The organism is Paenibacillus hodogayensis (genome assembly GCF_039536325.1).
GTDB lineage: Bacteria > Bacillota > Bacilli > Paenibacillales > NBRC-103111 > Paenibacillus_AB > Paenibacillus_AB hodogayensis.
Window position 1 is genome coordinate 574272 of the sequence record NZ_BAAAYO010000021.1, and the last position, 21516, is coordinate 595787.

Sequence of the window (21516 nt, forward strand, 5' to 3'; positions counted from 1 at the left end):
AAAGGAGTAGCCATGTCACCTCGTACCAAAGAACAGAATGATGCGATCCGGGAAATGCGGATGAACCAAATTATGCAAGCGGCTGCGGAAATATATTTGGAGAAGGGCATTCAATTAGAAGTACGCGATGTTGCGGTCAAGGCAGAGCTCGGCTACGGAACCGTGTATCATTATTACAAAAATAAGCACATGCTTTTGGAAGATTTACTGTGGGATGCCCTGAATCGAACGGAGTCGGCAGTACTGCTCGCTTTGACGGGGGAAGGCGGCAGCTTGCTTAAAGCGGAGTCGTTCTCCAGGCTGCTCCTGCGGACGTGTATTCAGGATCCTTCCGTATTTATTTTACTTAAAACGGTTGCGGATAATTTTCATCACTTTCCGGGAAACCGGTTCATCAAGTTGTATGACGAATTTCAGGAACGGATCTATGTGCCGTTTGTAGAAATGATTCGTGAAGGAATCGGCTCCAAATCACCGGAGAAAACAGCTAATTTGATATTTGGCTCGCTTGTTGGATACACAGCATTGAACATCCACCACAATATGCGGAACGAGATGGATGTGGAAGGGATCGTCGATATGATTTTTTCAGGCATACAGTCAAAGGAGAAATGAATGGAATGGTCATCCTGAAATCAAGAGCAGAAATTGAAGAAATGAAAAAAGCCGGCCGAATTGTCGCTGCTTTTCATCAAGCAATTGCAAGCATGATCCGGCCGGGTGTCACGACGCTCGAAATCGAGTCGTTCGCGGTGCGATTCCTGAAGGAGAATGGCGCCAAGGCTTATACGATAGGCTACAACGGCTATCCGTTTGCGACATGTGCGTCTGTCAACGACGTTATTGCGCATGGTTTTCCTAGCCGGAAGCCGCTCAAGGAAGGCGACATCGTCACAATCGACATCGTCGCGGAGGCGGATGGCTGGATCGGCGATTCAGCTTGGTGTTATGCGGTCGGCGAAGTGTCGGAAGAAGCTCTCAAGCTGATGCGGGTAACGAAGGAATGCTTATATCTTGGTATTGAAAAAGCTGTCGTCGGAAACCGGATCGGTGATGTGATGCACGCGGTTCAATCCCATGCCGAGCGAAACGGATTCTCGGTAGTCCTCGATCTGCTCGGTCATGGCGTAGGAAGGAAGATGCACGAGGAACCTAATTATCCCCACGTCGGGAATCCGGGCAAAGGGTTCCGCTTGAAGGAAGGGATGGTTTTTACGATCGAGCCGATGCTAAATGCCGGAAAAGCGTTCATGACGATTGATGCAGACGGATGGACCGCCAGAACCGCGGACGGCTCGCTTTCCGCACAGTACGAGCATACGATCGCCATTACGGCGGACGGCCCGATCATATTGACTTCCTCTTCCTGATTTCTATTTTGCCAGAGTCACACATCCGCTCCGCCTACAATATGATGAGTTTAGAAATCTAAAGAGGTGAGCCCATGGCAGTCGTGAAAGCCAGGAAACAGGATGTTGATATGTTGGCAAGGTTGCTCCGAGCTGAAGCTGAGACCGAAGGCGAAACGGGTATGCTCCTTGTTGGCAATGTTGGCATTAACCGAATAAGAGCGAATTGCTCCGATTTTAAAGGAATCCGGACAATTCCCCAAATGATCAATCAGCCGCATGCGTTCGAAGCGTTGCAACATGGTTTGTACTATCAAAACGCAAGAGAGAGGGAGCGCCGTCTGGCGCAACGGGCTGTGAATGGGGAACGGAGTTGGCCAGGAAAATTCTCCCTATGGTATTTCCGCCCAGGAACGTTCGAAAATCCCGGACCATGTCCGGAAACTTGGTATAATCAGCCGCTCGCAGGACGATTCAGAAAGCACTGTTTTTATGAGCCGACCGCGGAAGAATGTGAGAATGTATATAATACGTTTTAATTTTATAAACGAAAAGAGCTCAGGATCTCTTATCCTGACTTGTCAAAGCCATGTGTACGTTGACAAGGACTTTATCTCATTAAGCGCCGCGTAAATCGCGGCTTTTGTGTTTTATGGGATAAAGTTCTTTTTGGTTTTGACAAAAACTTATTCCATTCCCGACGAACGTTTTTTTTATACGCTGTATCCAATTATTTTCTTTCAAAATTCTTTCATTTCACTATGATAAGATTCAATTCGAGGAACTAGGTCAAGTAAGTATAAACAGCCTAGAGAAACGGCTTTTCGTATTGTGAGGAGTGATGCTAGAGAATTCCAGTACTAGAGAAGGAATAGATAAAAACGAATACTAGGAGGAACCCTTTGTGAAGTCCAAAATACGGACAAGGATGAGATTCGTTTGCCTGCTTCTATTCGCAGTTTTGCTGTATGTTCCAGGCGCTTCAGGCAGAGCGGATGCGGTAGCTACGGGAGTGGCCGACGGCACTTATGATTTCGGCGGCACCTTGGCGGCATATGACAATACCTATAAAAAGACGGGCGACAAGTTTCTTGTGAACAAGGACCTTGTGAAAAGCGGAACCAGCTTATGGCCGCAAACGCAAAAGAACGGGGAGAACCCGGGTTATATGCTGCTCACGGCCGAAGGCACAACGACGCTCGGCAGCTTTACGTTTCAAGATTTGGGCTTTAGCGCCACAAGCGATAACCTGAGGCTTGATTTTATTCATATTACTTTAATGGATGCGGCAGGCGCCACAATCACTACGATCGATAATTATCGATATGGAGGGACCAACCGCGGCGTCGGAAAAAGTACAGTTAAACTTTCGGCGATGTTAAATTTCAATAAGCTTTTTCAGTTCAAGAATGTGAAATCGATTAAAATATTATGGATCTTTGCAGATGACGCTGATCCATCCCGATTAAAGCTGGACAACATCACAATAGCCAATGCGCAAAAGGGTAAATATAATGTTACGTTTAACAGCTACGGCGGTACGGCGGTGAATAGCCAAAGTATATTTTATAACGAGAGAGCAACAGCGCCTACCGCTCCGACGAGGCCGGGCTTCACGTTCGGAGGCTGGTACGCGGACCCTGAATTGACAAAACCGTTCGCGTTTACGACGGCGATTACGGGGAACACGACGCTGTATGCGAAGTGGACAATGATCATGTACACGGTAACATTCAATAGCAAAGGCGGTCCGGCGGTGAGCAGTCAGTCGGTATTCTACGGCGGCACTGCATATGATCCTTCGTATAGTCCTCCGATAGCGCGAACGGGCTATGGGTTCGGAGGGTGGTACATGGATGAAGCGCTGACGCGTCCTTTTGATTTCGACACGGTGATTACAAGAGATATGACGCTGTATGCGAAGTGGACAGCGATCAATTACTCGGTCACGTTTGAAAGCAACGGCGGTACGGCGGTAAACAGCCAGACGGTGAGCTATAACAACAAGGCGACAGCGCCCGCCAATCCGACGCGGACGGGTTATACGTTCGGAGGGTGGTACACGAACACGGAGTTGACGACGGCGTTCACATTCACGACGGCGATTACCGGAAATACGAAGCTGTATGCGAAGTGGACATTGAACAATTACGCGGTCACGTTTGAAAGCAACGGCGGTACGGCGGTGAGCAGCCAGACGGTGGGCTATAACAACAAGGCGACAGCGCCCGCCAATCCGACGCGGACGGGTTATACGTTCGGAGGGTGGTACACGGACCCTGAATGGACAAAACCGTTCGCATTCACGACGGCGATTACCGGAAATACGAAGCTGTACGCGAAGTGGACGTTGAACAATTACACGGTCACGTTTGAAAGTAACGGCGGTACGACGGTGAGCAGCCAGACGGTAGGCTACAACAACAAGGCGACCACGCCTACGGCTCCGACGCGAACGGGCTATACGTTCGGAGGGTGGTACACGAACACGGCCTTGACGACAGCGTTTGCATTCACGACGGTGATTACAGGGGATACGAAGTTGTATGCGAAGTGGACGTTGAACAATTACACGGTAAAGTTTGAAAGCAACGGCGGTACGACGGTGAGCAACCAGACGGTGAGCTATAACAACAGGGCGACAGCGCCTACGGCTCCGACGAAGCCAGGAAATACGTTCGGAGGGTGGTACACGAATACGGGATTGACGACAGCGTTCGCATTCACGACGGCGATTACAGTGGATACGAAGCTGTATGCCAAGTGGACGTTGAACAATTACACGGTCACGTTTGAAAGCAACGGCGGTACGACGGTGAGCAGCCAGACGGTGGGCTACAACAACAGGGCGACAGCACCTACGGCTCCGACGCGAACGGGCTATACGTTTGGGGGATGGTACACGAACACGGGGCTGACGACAGCATTCGCATTCACGACGGCGATCACGGGGGATACGAAGCTGTATGCGAAGTGGACGTTGAACAATTACACGGTCACGTTTGAAAGCAACGGCGGTACGCTGGTGAGCAGCCAGACGGTGAGCTATAACAACAGGGCGGCGGCGCCTCCGGCCCCGACGCGAACAGGCTATACGTTCGGAGGGTGGTACAAGGATGCGGGACTAACGGAAGCGTTCGCATTCACGACGGCGATTACCGGAAATACGACGCTGCGTGCGAAATGGCTGCCCAATTACACGGTCAAGTTTGAAAGCAACGGCGGAACGCCGGTGAGCAGTCAAACCGTAGCCAGCAACAGCACAGCCGCAGCGCCTGGCGCTCCAACCAAATTAGGCCATACGTTTGGCGGGTGGTATACGAACGCGGGATTGACCACACCGGCTTCGTTCGGCACAGCGATTACCGGAAATACGATTTTGTATGCCAAGTGGATACCCCATATATACACGGTCACGTTTGACACTTACGGTGGTACGACTGTGGACAGTCTGATGGTGAGCTACGGCAGCATGGCGACAGCGCCTGCCGATCCAACGAAAACCGGTTACACGTTTGGCGGGTGGTATACGAACGCTGCGCTGACCATGCCGTTCTTGTTCACCACAAGTATTACGGCGGATACGACCCTGCATGCGGGATGGGCGACAGACAGCTTTGCGGTGACGTTCCACAGCAACGGCGGTACGTCCGTAAACAGTCAAGCGGTGAGCTACGGCACCTTGGCCACAGCGCCTGCAACTCCGACGAAGGTAGGCCATACGTTCGCAGGCTGGTATATGGATGAGCATTTGACCGCGCCTTTCCAGTTTACGACCGCGATTGCAGGAGATACCGGGCTGTATGCGAATTGGACCGAGGATGAGTATACGCTCACGTTTGACAGTAAAGGCGGTACGCCCGTCACGGTTATGACAGCAACCTATGACGACCTCATTCTGGCGCCGGTAGACCCAACGAAAACGGATTACGCGTTCGCAGGCTGGCATAGCGATGAAGAGCTGACGGTACCTTTTCCATTCCCTGCGATGATTACAGTCGATACGACGGTGTACGCGAAGTGGGTAGAGGAGCGCTACACGGTTACGTTTGACAGTAACGGCGGCACGGCAGTCACGGTTGTGACAGCGACTTATAACAACACGATCGCGTCACCCGGAGACCCGACGAAAACGGGCTACACGTTCGGAGGCTGGCATACGAATGAAGAGCTGACGCTTCCTTTTGAATTTACATCAACGGTGATCACGGGGGATAGGACGCTGTATGCGAAGTGGACGGAGGAGGAATATACGCTCACGTTTGACAGTACCGGCGGTACGACCGTGAGCAGTCAGCCGGTGAGCTACAACCATACCGCTGTAGAACCTCCAGACCCGACCCAGTCCGGTTTTACGTTTGGCGGCTGGTTCATGAACAGCGGCTTGACCGAGCCTTATACATTTTCGATGGCGATTACGGGGGATATGGTGCTGTATGCGAGCTGGTTGGCGGACAGTTACACCGTAACGTTCGACAGCAACGAAGGTTCGATCACACAAGTGGGAGTGCCTTATAACGGCTTGGTCACAGCACCTGCTGTTCCGGTGAGGACGAGTTACACGTTCGGAGGCTGGTATACGGATGAAGAGCTGACGCTTCCTTTTGAGTTCACAACAACGGTGATTACAGGGGATAGGACGCTGTATGCGAAGTGGACGGCGGAAGACTACACGGTCACGTTTGAAAGTAACGGCGGTACGCCCGTGAGCAGTCAGACGGTGAGCTACAACAACGTAGCCTCGGCACCGACTGATCCGACGAATATAGGGAATATATTCGCAGGCTGGTACACGGACATGGGGCTGACGGCATATTTTTCATTCGCCACGGTCATTACAGGGGATATGACGCTATATGCGAAGTGGGCTACTGATAGCAACGCAGTCACCTTCGACAGCAATGGCGGTACGGCTGTAAGCAGTGTGATGGTGAGTTACAACAGTACGTTCACAGCACCTGCCGATCCGATTAAATCAGGCTATACGTTCGGCGGCTGGTATGTGGACGAGGATTTGACAGCCCTGTTCGCTTTCTCGACTCCGATTATGGGAGATACGACGTTGTATGCGAAGTGGGCGACAGACAGCTATGCGGTAACATTCAACAGCAACGGCGGCACATCCGTAGGAAGCTTGGCGGTGAGCTACAACGGCACGACACCGGCGCCTGTTGATCCGACGAAGGCGGGATATACGTTTGCAGGCTGGTTTACAGACACGGCATTGACGGAATCCTTCACCTTCACGACGGCGATTACAAGCGATATGATGCTGCATGCGAGTTGGACGACGAACAGTTATAAAGTGACGTTCGACAGCAAGGAAGGCAGCGCGGTGAGCAGTCAGGAAGTGGGCTACAACGGCATCGCCACGGCACCGGCAGACCCGGTCAAGGCAGGTTATACGTTCGCAGGCTGGTATGCAGACGACGAGCTTACGGTACCTTTCCCATTCACCACGGTGATCATGGGAGATTTAACGGTGCATGCGAAGTGGGTGACGGACAGCTACGCGGTGACGTTCAATAGCAACGGCGGTACGGCCATTAGCGGTCAGGCGGTGAGCTACAATACCACGGCAACAGCGCCTGCTGATCCGACAAAGACGGGCAGCACATTCGCAGGCTGGTATATGGACGCGGAACTGACGGCACCTTTCTCGTTTGCAGCGATTATTACCGGAAATACGACGCTGTATGCGAAGTGGACGACAAGCAGCAGCGCGGATTTGAGCAGCTTGGTCGTGTCGGACACGATGCCGAACCCGGCCTTTGACCCCGACACGACCTATTATTCGGCAAATGTGTTGAACAGCACCACGGCGGTCACCCTGACAGCATCGGTGTACGACAGACATGCCTCTATCAAGGTGAATAACACGGCGGTAACAAGTGGTCAAGCAACTGAAGTGCTTCTGAACGAGGGGAACAATACGATCGTTGTCGATGTGACGGCGCAGGACGGTTCGGCTAAAGCGTATTCGGTATCGGTAACGAGAGCGCCGAAAGCGCCTGTCGGACTTGAGGGATATGCGGCTGACGGTAAGGTCGCGTTAAACTGGCAAAGCGTGCCGGGTGCCGTGTCCTATAGTGTGTACGGCGGAACGGCTTCCCGTTCCTATGGCGCAATTCCTATGGAGACGGTTAGCGGCGCAACATACAGTTATATGGCATCCGGACTGACAAACGGCACCGGCTATTATTTCACGATTATGGCTAACAACATAGGAGGAACGAGTCTGTACTCCAATGAAGTCATGGCAATGCCTCTCAGTGAGGATGCGAGTCTGGAAAGCTTGCGCTTAACGGACGTTACACTAAGCCCGACGTTTGAGCGAAGCGTATTTTCGTACGAGGCCCGTGTCGCGAACCTTGTTTGGACCACCACGGTAACGGCAATGGTGTATGAGAAAAATGCTTCCGTAATCATTCGTGTGAACGGTATGGAAGTTAGTGATGGTCAAGCAGCCTTGAATGTCGGCAGAAATACGATCGATATCGTGGTCGTAGCTCAGAACGGGACGACGAGCACCTATATAGTGACAGTCGATAGAATGTCTTCCGGGTCTTCCGGGTCTTATCCGTCATACGGCGAGCCTCAAGAAGTTCAACTAATGATTGACGGCCAGTCCTATGATCACTTGGCAAAGGTCACTAAGACAGGGGAACATGAGTTGACGGTAACGATAGATGCTGCCCAAATGCAAGGTTACCTGGATAAAAACGACAACATATCGGTAGTCGGTATGCGCATCTCGTCCAAGGTGGACGACATATCCGTGCTTCTGCCGGGGGACATCGTCAAAGCGATGGAAAGAAAGCATATCGTATGGGAAGTTCGCGCACCTTACGGAGGTTACAGTCTGCCCGCTTCAGAAATAGGAATCGACCGTTTAGTTGCCCAGCTTGGAGCAGAAGCACTCACGAATGTTAACGTACAGGTACGTATCGGCAAGAGTAGTTTCAACTGGGAAAACTGGAATGGAGCTGCAGTTGGAGACGGTATTGTCGGGCAGCCGGTGGATTTTCGGATAACGGCCGCGTATAAAGAACATACAGTGACAGTAAGGGAGTTCTTCTCGTACATAAAGCTGGAAATCCCGCTGCCTGACGGGACCGAACCGAATGAGATCACAACGGCTGTTGTGATGAATGAGGATGGAACGTTTCACCATGTACCTACTTACGTGAGGTCAGAAGACGGGAGACACTTTGCAATTATCCATAGTTTCACAAATGGTGTTTACGCTCTTGTGAAGAATCACAAGACGTTTGCGGATGTGGATAAGCATTGGTCAAAAAATGCAGTGAATGACTTGGCTTCGCGTTTCATCGTGAATGGAATCGATGAAACGCATTATAATCCGGATGGAGCGGTAACACGAGCGGAGTTCGCGGCAATTATTGTGAGAGCATTGGGGTTATCCAATACAGGAGGCAATGCTGCATTTACAGATGTGAAATCCGGCGACTGGTATGCAGGGGTGGTGTCGAAGGCACAGGAATACGGGATCATCGATGGGTATGAGGATGGGTCGTTCCGCCCTGCGAACACGATCACACGCGAGGAAGCGATGGCCCTTGTCATACGGGCAATGAAGCTGACAGGATTGGAAACAGCTATTACTACGACTGATATCGAAGCGACGTTATCCATGTTTTCGGATAGCGAAGCCGTAAGCGCATGGGCTAAACCTGCCGTTGCTTTGGCGGTAAGGAATGGAATCGTCAACGGTACCGATGCTGGATTGATGCCTGCGAGCGATATCACAAGAGCGGAAACGGCTGCCATCGTTCAGCGGATGTTAAGGAAGGCTAAGCTAATTGATTGATTGAATATCCAAAACGATTTATAAAGGACTGTCCGCAGGCAGACATGCTGCTTGTGGACAGTCCTTTCCATATCCATAGGATGTGCAGACAAATGGGAGGTGTCCTTTTCTCTCCCTACGGCTCTCCACACGCTCACCGATACATGAATACAACATGTCGGCTACGAGCTGCTCCACATAATTCGTTTCCACCAGAAACGTTCTTGCGCTATGCAACGGCGATCCCACCTTGATCTGCAAAAAAGTATAAGAAAAATAGCAAGCGGGTGCATGTTCTTTATAATTATAAAGATATACGATACGGATAAGAAAGAAAATAACAAACAAAAAAGTGAAGGAGTCTTGCGAAATGAGCAGCATTTTATCGTACGCGCAGTTGAACGAATTCAAGCAAAAGGGGTATCTCGTTCTCCGCAGTCAGTTCACCCGCGAGGAGACGCAACTGTGGCGAGCCGAATGCAACAGACTGCTCAGCCTGGACGAGAAAATAATAAACCCGCTTAATGTCCGGGTCGGTTTTCGGAAATCCGGCGATACGAATACGGTCGAGAAATTCGACCCGCTGATCGATATTTCCCCGGTGTTTCATGAGTTGGTGAAGGATGAGCGCATCTTGACCCCGCTGCGCGACATCTACCTTGACGAGCCGCTGCTGTTCAAAGACAAGCTCATATTCAAGCTTCCCGGCATGAGCGGCTATACGATGCACCAGGACGCTGCCTACTGGCAAGGGTTTCCGTATGAAGGGCTCATTTCGGTCATGGTCGCGGTCGACGGAGCATCCCGCGAGAACGGCGGGCTGGAGCTGTTCCCGGGCTACCACGACCGGTTCCGCTCCACTCCCGGGGAGCTGCGCAATATGAACGACGCGGAAATCGCCGAGATCGACCTCGGCAAAGGAGAGCTGGTCGAGACAGCTCCCGGCGACATCATTCTGTTTCATTCTCTCGCCCCGCACCGCAGCGGTCCGAATACAGCCGATTACAGCCGAACGCAGCTCTATTTGACGTATACCCCGTCCAAAAACGGGCAGCTGTACAAGGCGCATTACCAGCATTTCGTTCGCTACGGCTCGAGACACAAAACGGACGACGTCATCAAGCAAAATTATTTTTTGTAACGGCCAATATGGCCGCGAGCGGAAAACCGGCAAAACGCGTCGGTTTTTCTTTTTCCACGAGTTACAAAAAAGTATATGCACATTGCGGATTTTATGAATGTTCGTTGTCCCGCGGTAATTGTATGATTAGAAGGAAACAGCAGATCAATCGGACCAAAAACGAAGGAGGGGTTGCTCATTGAAAGCTCTCGATCGGGGCAAGATGAGGACGACAAAGAAGTACATGCTGTGGCTTGCAGGGGGCATCATGTCTTTGCTTCTCGCGGCATGCGGAAGCTCGGGAGGCGGCAAAGAAAATACAGGAGGAGACAAGAGCGCCGAACAGAACGCAGACAAAGGGCCGGTCAAGCTTGTGTTTTACTCCACCGCAGGCTGGTCGCAGGAGGCGTTCAACGAGCGATTCGGCGACGCCATGCGCAAAAAATTTCCGAACTATACGATTGAGTACATCCAATCGGGCCAAGGGGCCGGTCTAGCGGATTTGATGGCCGCCGGACAGCAGATCGACGTATTTTGGCAAGCGGTCGACGTCACGATCCAGCAGATGCAGGAGTACAAGCTGGATTACGATATGAGCGATTTGATTAAAAAGCACGGACTGGATTTGAGCACGCTGGAGCCTTCATCGATCGATGCGGTACGGTCTTTATCGGGGGGCAAAATGTATGCGCTTCCACTAGTTATCAATACGGCCGCTCTTTACTATAACAAAGATTTGTTCGACAAGTTCGGCGTCCCTTATCCGAAGGATAATATGACCTGGGACCAGGTGATCGAACTGGCGAAACGGATGTACCGGACCGACGGCGGCCAGCCTTATTTCGGACTCGGCACTTCGATCACGCACAATTTCAGCCTCAATCCGCAGTCGGTACCTTATGTCGACCGCAAGACGGAGAAGGCGACCATTCTGACCGATCCGAAATGGAAATCGATATTCGAGATTATCGTCGAAGCGTACAAAACGACCGGCGGGACGGCGCTCGGGCCGACGCAGTTCGTACAAAACAAAAACATCGCCATGACCGAAGGGCTTGCCAATCTGTTTCTCAATATGGACATGACCGCGATGAACTGGGACATGGTCACGTATCCGACTTACAAGGAAGCGCCCGGCAAGGCGCCGCAGCCTTACCCGACACTGTTCGGCATTACGTCGACGAGCAAGTTCAAGGACGAAGCGTTCCAGGTGCTCCAGCATATGCTGAGCGAGCAGGAGCAGCTTAGCTTGTCGGAGCGGGCCGTCATCCCCGTGCTGCAAAAAGAGAGCGTACAGAAAGCGTTCGGCACGAAGAGCAAGTACCAAGGCAAAAATTTTCAGTCGATACTGAGCCGGAGATTTTCGCCGATGCCGGATAAGACAAAATACGACTCCAAGGCGCAACCGATCTACAACAAATACGTCCCGAATATCGCCAAAGGCGAAATGGATCTGAACACCGCCTTCCGCAGCATCGACGAAGACATGACCAAAATGATTGCAGAAGAGAAATCAAAATAGTCGTTCGGATTATGGGGGTAAGCGCTCGATCCCATGAACGGGATGAACAATGCAAGCACCCGGCGAAAGAGTAGAAATCGACTTTTCCTTGGGGGCCAGAAATGTAGTACCGAAAAGCACTGCCGACGAAACGTCAGGCTGTGCTTTTTTCTATTCTTGAGAAGAATGCGAACTATTGTTCGTATACAGCGATTATACGTTTAAGTACAAAAAATATTGCCTAAGGACATTTCGCCGGCGGCTCGTCCGTAGTACACTGAAACCAGTATCCGATTGGGTAATTGTGGCGATTACGGCAAGTGTGGGTGCTCACCGTGCCGGTGCAGCGTTGCAGCGGGTTTAACGAGCTAAAGTCGTTTCCCGAAGCAGGATATCCGACGCCGCTACTCGAAATTAGGAGCAGGGCTATGTTGCTGTAGCCGGATGAAATAACTAACGCCGAATGTAGACCATCAATACGGTATGAGAGAGGCTGTGAGCGAAATGGCTGTGGCAACAGGCGGATTGCGCTATGAGTTGGTTGAAGGCTGGGAGAAACTTCCCGAATCGTTTGAGTTTGGCTACACGCATGGCATCGAGGTCGATCATGCGGACCGGGTTTATGTGCTGCATACGAAATCGCCGAATCTGGTCGTTTTTGAGCGCGACGGCCGTTTCGTGGCCGGTTACAATGTGGAAGGCATCGGCAGCGGCGCTCATGGCTTTTATTTGCATCGCGAGAGCGACGGGGCAGAGTATTTGTATATAACCGATACGAATGCGGCTACCGTCATTAAGACGACGCTGCAGGGCGAAGTCGTGCTCCGGCTCAACCCGCCGATACTGCCGGACGTATACGTAGAGGGAAAAGCGTATAAACCGACCGATCTGGCAGTTGCGCCGAACGGCGATATTTTTGTCACAGACGGCTACGGGCAAAACTGGATTCACCACTATTCGGCTGCCGGCGAATATTTGCGCTCCTTTGGCGGTACGGGTAAGGAGCCGGGCCAATTGAAATGCCCGCACGGCATTTCCGTAAAGCTGACAGGGGCGGAGCCGGAACTGTATGTGGCCGACCGAGGCAACAACCGCTTTCAAGTGTTTACGTTGAACGGGGAGCATAAGCGGTTCATTGACCATAACATGGATAAGCCTTGCAGCTTTTACATACGCGACGGCTTGACTTATTTTCCTGACCTCAACAGCCGCATTACGATATTCAACGACGAGGACCAATTCGTCACGCATCTGGGCGAGGATCAGCAGGCGTACAAGCAGCAGGGCTGGCCGAATTTGCCGAAGTCGTATTACCGTCCGGGCAGATTCAGCTCCCCTCACGGACTTTGCGTCGACTCGCACGGCGACATCTATGTGGCCGAATGGATTTCCGACGGCCGGTTGACGAAGCTGAAGCGGCTGAGCTAAACGCGGCCTATACCGCCACGTACATAACGAAGAGCCTTCGCAGCTGCGGCCGTACGCCGTAACTGCTAAGGCTCTTTTTTCTGAAATGCAACGGACTCGCGACAGCGTTTCGAGCCGTAACGAACATCCAGCAAAGGAGGTGCCGATGGAAAGCGGCGGTGCAGAAACAGTTTTTAGTAAGCGCTATCATGAAACTTGTGCGGACTAGACTGGAAACAAACAGGATTCATGAGAGTGCGCGGCAAGCATCAAAGCTCTCCTTTTTTTTGTAAAAATCGATCGACTAATTATTTTCATATTAGTAAAATTGCAAGTATTTTTCAACTTGAGTTGGACTTTTGATTTGAATAAAATCGGAATTAAATCCGGTGCAAAAGTAACTTGCTTTCGGATTTTGAAAGCACTTACAGTTTGACGACAAAGGAGAGAATGCAAGATGCCCGACGAACGTAAAATTAGCAGAAGGACCGTGTTGGCCGCGATCGGCATGACTGGTGCCGCAGCGGCGATGTACGCTTCTTCCATCCATGTGGAGGGAGCGAAGGTTCTGGATTCGGTTTATGGTCAAGACAGCAAGAAAAAGAAGCAGCTCGTTACGGATTCCGTTTTTGCAACAACGGTAGCGGAGCTGCGGGCGGAAACAAGCCCACTTGAGGGGGTTGTTTATGTTGTCATCGACGCCGGGCAGGAAGGATCGTTTCTATACGATGCTACCGATACGACATCCGTCGACAATACCGGAACGGTAGTCGTTTCCGTTTCCGGAGCTCGATTCAAACGCATTCGGGAACCGGGATTCGTGGATGTCCGATGGTTTGGGGCGAAAGGGGATGGGGTGACCGACGATACGGAAGCGTTTAACAAGGCGATCGGCAATGGAGGGGTTACGGTGAACGTCCCGGCGGGTACTTATTTGATCAATGCGGATACAAAACTGCCGGGACAACAGTATGCGGGCATTAACGTGAGGGACGACACAACGATGATTATTAACAAACATGCAACGTTAAAAGCGCGGCCCACAGACAAAAGTCTCTTTCAGATTATCAATATATACGGAAGGAAAAATGTAACCGTAAAAGGCGGCGGAAACGTTATAGGGGAACGTGACCAACATCTAGGTACGACGGGAGAAGGGGGAATGGGTATCGCGGTCAAAGGTTCGGATCGCGTCTGTATTCAGGATCTGTATATTGCGAATTGTTGGGGGGACGGCGCTTTAATTTCCACATTAGGCGCCCAAAGCTCGAGTAACGTATTGGTTCAAAATGTACATTTTTACAACAACCGCCGTCAGGGGGTGACTGTCGGAGGCGCGGATGACGTCGTGTTGCTCCATTGTATTTTTGAGAAAACGAACGGGACGAATCCACAGTCCGGGGTTGACATCGAACCGAATGCCGGTGATGAAGCGTTTCGAATCCGTGTCGCCTCCTGCCTGTTTAAAGACAATGCGAAGCAAGCTTTAATCTTGAACGCGATGAACGGCCCCGTTCGCGATGTGCAGATTGACGACAATCGCTTTCTCGGCTTGCAGCGTGCCATCCAATCCCAACGCGCGTCGGAGGTGAAAATCAGGGGAAATATGATCAACGTCAGTCGCACGGGCGTGTTTGTCCGGTTATGTACAGACGTTCTTGTTGAAGGCAATATGGTGAAAAATATCGATTTCAGCGGAACGGATAATAGCGGGATTGAAGTCCAGGCGTCCAGCGCTGTCCATGTTGCAAACAACCAGTTGTTTAACGTTCGCGGCCCTGCGTTAAAAGTAACGGATGCGCGCCATTGCACGCTAGCCAACAATAAAATAGAGGAATGCGGGCAAGAAAGCAACAAAGGGGATATTTTACTTGATTCCGCGTCCAGCTATAATCATATTCACGGCAACAGCGTTCGCAACCGTCTCAAGCATGCGGGAGCAGCCAAAGCGGCCACAGCAGGTACCCTTCAGTTGGCAGACGAAGCGTCCGCAGAAGACAATGCATACAAGGATATGCTGGTGTTTATTACGAAAGGAATGGGAATCGGTCAGAAGAGGACCATAACGTCGTTCAGCGGCGTGAACAAAATAGCGCAGTGCAGCCCGAATTGGAGTACAGTACCTGACAGCACGAGCGAATACGAAATTCGGTACGGGTCCATTGATGCGATCCATATCGCTTCGAATACAGAAATGTTCAATCGTGTGGAGAACAATCAAATTCTATTTGCGACAATAACCCAAAACTCAACCGGGCTTCTCGATCTTGGGCTTCATACATCAATAAGTGAGAATCATTCCTTCGATCTGATTTAGAGCATATCCCTAATGAATTATTGGGTAATACAAGGGTAGAGGTGATGGACGATGCGAACAAAACCTGGACCTTCGTCTATGGATTCCTTGGACTGCAAGCATATGACGAAATGGAAGGGATCGGCTAGGAAGGGCAGAGTATCGACGGCAGCCTGATTATTGCTTCAGATTATGGACGCATATCGGGAGTCACAATCATTGTTACATTACAAGTCGCGTAAATCGCGGCTTTTTTGTTTAATGTCACAAGCTTCTTGGCATTGAGCGATGACAAGAAGTTTGTGACATTCCCGACGAAAGATGAGATTATCCTTTGCCGAACTCAATCTTGACCCGTTGAGACATGAGAGTGATAATCGCATTTTAGGAATGAATTGAAATCTAAAGAATGAGATCCTGCGAATGTTGTTGGAACTTTAATCCTCGTACACTGAAAAAAATACATCATTAAGAATCGCTTTCGCTTTCTTTACGTTACGTTTATCCAACTTATTGAGCAACTCAATAACTTCGTTCATTTCATCGGAAACTGTTGTTGCCTTGTCAGTGTCTGACTCTACATTTTTGTGCGGCGCTCTATTACTGAGTGCGTTGGATTCTTCGTTTGTCTCCGAATGAATCCATGATGTGTGCAAAGTCTCTTGAAGGACATTGACTAGAAATCGCAATTCATCTTCGTTATACCGTTGCAAGAAATGATTGACCCCGATATCGATTTGATCATGTAGGGTAAATGGCTGAGAAGATTAAAAGCTATCTGAACACCAATAAAAAAGAAACGTATTTGATTGCACTTGGAGCTTCGCATATTTCGGGCGACTCTGGTCTTGTTACATTGCTGGAGAAGGAAGGCTTTAAGGTGGTAAAACAGAAGCATTTAGCAGCATCATTCATAACACTACAGGGCTAACCGTGAGGTCAGCCCTGTTCTTTATTTTTCAAGATAATAAACCACCCACAAATTAGGTAACTTAATATACAAGCGGCAAGACTACTGTCTGGATGCGGCAAACCGACTGTATCGGGTGCGAGGGCATTGTGAATAGGGGACCGCCGTGCCATAATCGAATCATCATAACCATTACTCCGGGTTGGACGTGATCTCTTTGATCGACCTGAACAAGATTTCGTTCCGCGGCAAGCTGCGATCGGCTTTTTTGGCCGTTACGATATTGTCCATTTTAATTACGGGCGTCTTCTCCTATTCGATCGCGGCGAATCGGATGGAGACGAATGCGATGAAGCTGACGCAGGATGCGGTCGTCAAATCGGCGCAGATCGCCGACGAGAAGCTGAGCAAGCTGATGATCGTCATGATGACCTTCATGATCAGTCAACCGTTCCAATCGATGCTCAAGGACGTATTGTTCGGGGAGAAAGGCCAGTATTTCACCCATCTGGCCAATCTGGACAACGTATTTTCTCAAGCGCGAATGGCGGAGCCGCTCATTCATTCGATTTACGTATCGACCCCGATCGGGGAATTTTACCCGCTGTCGATGAACCGCAACCGGCAAACGTCCTTTGCGGATACGCCGTTGTTCGGGCGCGTATCGGAACAGAAGCGGAACGTCTGGGTGGAAGGGCATGAGGACAGCCTGTTTCTGGGCAAGGCGCGCGTCGTGTCGCTTATTTTGGAGCCGATAGCGGATTTTCCGCTTAAGGACGTATATGTAGTCGTCAATATTCGGGAGGAAGGGCTGCGGAAGCTGGTCGCTCCGGATACGGCGGAGATGGCATCACGGTTTCTGCTCGATTCGAACGTCCAACTGGTCGCTACCGAGCCGGATACGTTGGTCCGACAGGCGGTCGGCAGCGGCATCCTGGCTCCTTTCGTTCATAATCGCGATCAGGAGACGGGGTATTCGTCGGAAATACTGAACGGCGATACGTATTTGATCAATTACGCCCGTCTAGGCATCAACGATTGGACGATCCTGTCGATCCAATCCAAAGCCGACGTGCTGAAGGATATGAACGACGTGAAATGGCTCATACTGCTCCTCACCGTCTGCTGCTTTATCGTAACGGTGCTCGTTTCCGATGGGCTCACCCGGTATTTGCTCAAGCCGCTGCTCGGTTTACAAAGAGTCATGAAACGGGTGGAGGGCAACGATCTGACCGCACGCTTCGAAAGCCGTTCGAGCGACGAGCTGGCGCAGGTCGGACACCGGTTTAACCGGATGCTCGAGCAAATCGTGGTGTTGATCGAAGAGGTCCGGCAGGCAGAAGCGAACAAGCGTTCGGCCGAGATCAAGGCGCTGTCGGCGCAGATGGACCCGCACTTTCTATACAATACGCTCAACACGATTTATTGGAAGCTGAAGCTCGGTCAAGTGGAGCCATCGCAGCGGATGGTGGTGGCGCTGTCCAGGCTGTTCCAGATCGGGCTCAATAAAGGAAACGAAATTACGACGCTGGACAAGGAACTGCAGCATGTCCGCCAATATTTGGAGCTGCAAGCGTTCTGCTATGAGAGCTTGTTCGAATACGACATTCAGGTTCGCGTGCCCTGGCTGACGGACCTCGCCGTCCCGCGCATTATGCTGCAGCCACTTGTCGAGAACAGCATTCTCCACGGCTTCGGAGGCATGGAGAGCGGCGGACGCATCACGATCGAGGCGGACGGGGATATGGAGCGGCAACGATGGTTTATTACGGTGAAGGATAACGGACGCGGTATGGACGAGACGACGGTACGCTCGCTGCATAGGCCGGAGCCGGAGAGAGGTTATGCGCTCGGCAATATGTTCAGCCGGCTTCGGCTTTATTACGGCGACGAGGCGGACATCACGATCGAGAGCGCGCCGGACGAAGGAACAACTGTCCGTTTGTCCATGCCCTTGAAAGGAACGAATCCGGATGCACAATCATGAGCAAATCACCCTTTGTATCATAGATGACATCAAAAGCGTAGTAGAAGGGTTGACCGCGATCGAATGGGCGCAGCACGGCATTGCGTTCGCGGGATCGGCGGCCAATGGCGAAGACGGGCTGGAGCTGGTGAAACGGACAAAGCCGGATATTATTATTACCGATATCCGCATGCCGAGAATGGACGGGCTGACGATGCTGCGGGCCATCCTCGAGCTGAGCTTCTCGTGCAAGGTCATCCTGATCAGCGGCTACGCCGATTTCGATTATGCAAAGCAGGCCGTTCAGCTGGGCGCATTCGATTTTGTCGTCAAGCCGTTTACCGAAGAGGATATTACGGAAGCGACGCTGCGGGCGAAGGAGCAGATCGGGCGGGAGCGATCCAGACTGCTGGGCGTCCGGGACTTGGAGCTTAAAGTGCGGGAGAGCATGCCCGTGCTCAGACAGGAATATTTCGCTCTGTTGGTCAACCACCGGACGCCGTGGGAGCTCGCCGCCAAACGTTGGGACTATTTGAAGGTCGATTTGGAGCATCGCGGTTTCGTCGTGCTGCTCCTGGAAATCGATCGGTTTCATGAGCGGGCCTTCGGGTTGTCGGTTCATGATGTGGAATTGATCCGGTTCATGATGCAGAACATTGCGGAGGAGACGATCCGGGAGCATGCCCGAGCGGTCGTGTTCCGGTCCAAAGACAACCGGTTCGTCGCCGTCGTGAACGATCCGGAAACCGCGACGGTGGAGCAAATCGCCGAGAGCTGCTGCCGCAACATCGCGCAGTATACGAAATTTACCGTATCGATCGGCACGGGACGTAGAGTCGAATCAATTAGCGAGCTGCCCGATTCTTATAGACAGGCGAAACTGGCGCTGGCGTATCATCTGTTCACGGAGGGCAATGCGGCGATCGGCTACGATGAAATTCCGCAATCGGACAAGCAAGCTCCTTTCGCGCTGGAGCATAAGGACGAGCTGCTGCTCGCTCTGCGCTCGGGCAACGGCGACCGGGCGAACGCCATACTGGCCGACATCGCCGCGTTCAATACGGTCAAGCCGCGGCCGAATCCGGATTATTTGCTCAGCTTCTATGAGGAATTGGCCGCATCCGCCATCCGCACCTTCTACGAGCTTGTCCCGTTCCCGGATATTCAGCCTGTCGTTCAACGTTTCAAGATGATGCGAGCGGGGCTCGGGCTGACGTTGTCCGGTCTCGAGCAGCAGGTATCGGAACTGTTCAGGGACGGAGCCGAGCTCGTGCGCAAAAACAGCTTGTCCGAAGGACAGGCCATCATCTACAAGTCGCTCGACTATTTGAAGGGCCAGCTTCACCGGGAAGTCACGGTGGCCGAATGCGCCGCGCACGTTCATTTGAGCGCCAGCTATTTTTCCAGCCTATTCAAGAAAGTGACCGGCATGACGCTGACCCAATACGTCTCGGGCGAACGGATTCAGAAGGCGAAGGCGATGCTTGTAAGCGGAGTGCCGGTTCAAGACGTGGCGTCAGCCGTGGGCTACGAGGAACGGCGTTATTTCAGCGACATGTTCAAGAAAATGACCGGCATGACGCCGTCGGAATTCCGGGCCAGCCTTCATCCGGACGGTCCGGATGGGGCAAAACAATGATTTGACATCCCTCGAGAGTGGATCTACCCCACTCTCTTTTTGCTGCAAACGCCCTATACTGACTACAAGGCAACGACAACTCAAACAAAAAGGGGTAAACGCTTATGCTGAAAAAGACGATAGGCTTGGGACTTGGCGCCGTATTGGCCGCCGGACTGGCAGGCTGCGGAAGCACGGAGCCGGTCAAGGAAACGGAAGGCGGAGCGGCGCCGGCGAAGAAGATTATCAAGTATTGGACGGACGACCGCCACGATCAGGAATATATCAAGGAGCTCGTGTCGAAGTTCAATTCCACGAACAAGGACAATATCGAAGTGGAACTGACGATCATGTCGGAAAACTACAACCAGAGCGTGGACATCGCCTTCTCCAGCAACCAGGCTCCTGACGTGCTGCGGCTGAAAAGCGCGAACACCGAAACGTTCGTCAAAAAAGAGTATTTGGCCCCGATCGATTCCTATATGAACGACGCGCTGAACAAAAAGTTTTCCACCGTCATTTTCGACGGAGTAAACCGGTTCGACGGCAAGCTGTACTCCCTCCCGAATACCGGCTTGACGCTGCGGCTCGTCTATAACCAGGAGCTGTTCGAGAAGGCCGGCATCCAGGCTCCGCCCGCATCGCTGCAGGAGATGGTGGAGGCGGCCAAAAAGATTACGGACATCGGCAAAAAGGACGGCATTTACGGCTTCGCCCTGAACTTCAAAAATCCGAAGCAGGCATTCGACCGGTCCGTCCGCGAAATATTGTCGCTCAGCGGCTATCAAGGACTCGGCTACGATCTGAAAACCGGCAAATTCGACTTCGCGCCCTATTCGCAGGTAATGGGCTATTTCAAGCAAATGTACGATAACGGCAGCATCCTGCCTGGAGCCGAATCCCTCGATATCGACCCGCTGCGAGCCCAATTCGCAGCTGGCAAAATAGGCATGTACCTTTCGTTCTCGACCGAGCCGGGCGTATACAAGGACCAGTTCCCTACGAAAGTCAAATGGGCGGGAGCATTGCCGCCGACGATTGACGGCAAGCGGAACGGTACGTCAGAAATCGTATCGGCCGGCACATGGCTCGGCATCAGCAACAAATCGCCGAACAAGGATGCGGCATGGGCGTTCATGCAGTACATGTACGGCGACGACATCATGAAGACATACCATGAGAAAGGCTTCGGCATCGCGGTTGTGCCGAGCATCGCGGAGAAGGCCGGCAAACCCGATATTCCGGGCATGGAGGGATTCCTCGTCGGCAAGCTCGACTCGCTGTGGCCGGTTTCTCCAAACGTGACTCCCGAGGGAGCCAACTACGCGGACGCCTTCTTCAAATACGTGGTAGGCGGCGGCGATTTGCAAAAAATTACCGATGACTTGAACACGCGGTACAACGCGGCTTTGACCAAAGCGGTAGAGAAGGGCAGCGTGCAGGCGAAGCCGGACCCGACGTTTGATCCGGGCAAGCTGCAAGGCAAATAATGGGCGGATTCGGGGCTTTTGTGGAAGATTATGCGAAAGCCCCTTTCGC

The 21516-nt window shown here is 51.9% G+C and carries 12 protein-coding genes; all 12 read left to right on the top strand.

The window, feature by feature from the left end; all coding sequences use genetic code 11:
• Positions 1-12: 12 nt before the first annotated feature.
• The 12 genes from ABD796_RS35390 (at position 13) to ABD796_RS35440 (ending at position 21467) form a co-directional block, all read left to right on the top strand.
• Complete coding sequence (locus tag ABD796_RS35390) at positions 13-615, top strand: TetR/AcrR family transcriptional regulator (RefSeq protein ID WP_344917463.1); 603 nt, start codon at positions 13-15, stop codon at positions 613-615.
• Between the two features lie 5 nt (positions 616-620).
• Positions 621-1370, top strand: coding sequence for a type I methionyl aminopeptidase (map, locus tag ABD796_RS35395; protein ID WP_344917465.1), 750 nt, complete (start codon positions 621-623; stop codon positions 1368-1370).
• Positions 1371-1444: 74 nt separating this feature from the next.
• Complete coding sequence (locus ABD796_RS35400) at positions 1445-1888, top strand: cell wall hydrolase (protein WP_344917467.1); 444 nt, start codon at positions 1445-1447, stop codon at positions 1886-1888.
• Positions 1889-2253: 365 nt separating this feature from the next.
• On the top strand, positions 2254-9180 hold the full coding sequence (locus ABD796_RS35405) for an InlB B-repeat-containing protein (protein ID WP_344917469.1): 6927 nt from the start codon (positions 2254-2256) through the stop codon (positions 9178-9180).
• Between the two features lie 349 nt (positions 9181-9529).
• Positions 9530-10300: a phytanoyl-CoA dioxygenase family protein gene (locus tag ABD796_RS35410; RefSeq protein ID WP_344917471.1), complete on the top strand. Its 771-nt coding sequence runs from the start codon at positions 9530-9532 to the stop codon at positions 10298-10300.
• A gap of 178 nt (positions 10301-10478) precedes the next feature.
• Positions 10479-11801 carry an ABC transporter substrate-binding protein gene (locus ABD796_RS35415; RefSeq protein WP_344917473.1) on the top strand — a complete coding sequence of 441 codons (1323 nt, stop codon included), beginning with the start codon at positions 10479-10481 and terminating at the stop codon, positions 11799-11801.
• 483 nt (positions 11802-12284) lie between these two features.
• On the top strand, positions 12285-13208 hold the full coding sequence (locus tag ABD796_RS35420) for an NHL repeat-containing protein (protein WP_344917475.1): 924 nt from the start codon (positions 12285-12287) through the stop codon (positions 13206-13208).
• Between the two features lie 508 nt (positions 13209-13716).
• Positions 13717-15504 (top strand): right-handed parallel beta-helix repeat-containing protein, encoded by a 1788-nt coding sequence (locus ABD796_RS35425; RefSeq protein ID WP_344917568.1) that lies wholly within the window; start codon positions 13717-13719, stop codon positions 15502-15504.
• Between the two features lie 733 nt (positions 15505-16237).
• A complete protein-coding gene (locus ABD796_RS35800) occupies positions 16238-16414 on the top strand; it encodes a TraB/GumN family protein (protein ID WP_379120838.1) in 177 nt (58 codons plus the stop codon).
• 196 nt (positions 16415-16610) lie between these two features.
• Positions 16611-18380, top strand: coding sequence for a cache domain-containing sensor histidine kinase (locus ABD796_RS35430; protein WP_379120841.1), 1770 nt, complete (start codon positions 16611-16613; stop codon positions 18378-18380).
• A complete protein-coding gene (locus ABD796_RS35435; RefSeq protein WP_344917479.1) occupies positions 18367-19998 on the top strand; it encodes a response regulator in 1632 nt (543 codons plus the stop codon). The genes ABD796_RS35430 and ABD796_RS35435 overlap by 14 nt, the downstream gene beginning before the upstream one ends.
• 104 nt (positions 19999-20102) lie before the next feature.
• On the top strand, positions 20103-21467 hold the full coding sequence (locus tag ABD796_RS35440) for an ABC transporter substrate-binding protein (RefSeq protein WP_344917480.1): 1365 nt from the start codon (positions 20103-20105) through the stop codon (positions 21465-21467).
• The last annotated feature ends 49 nt before the right edge of the window (positions 21468-21516 follow it).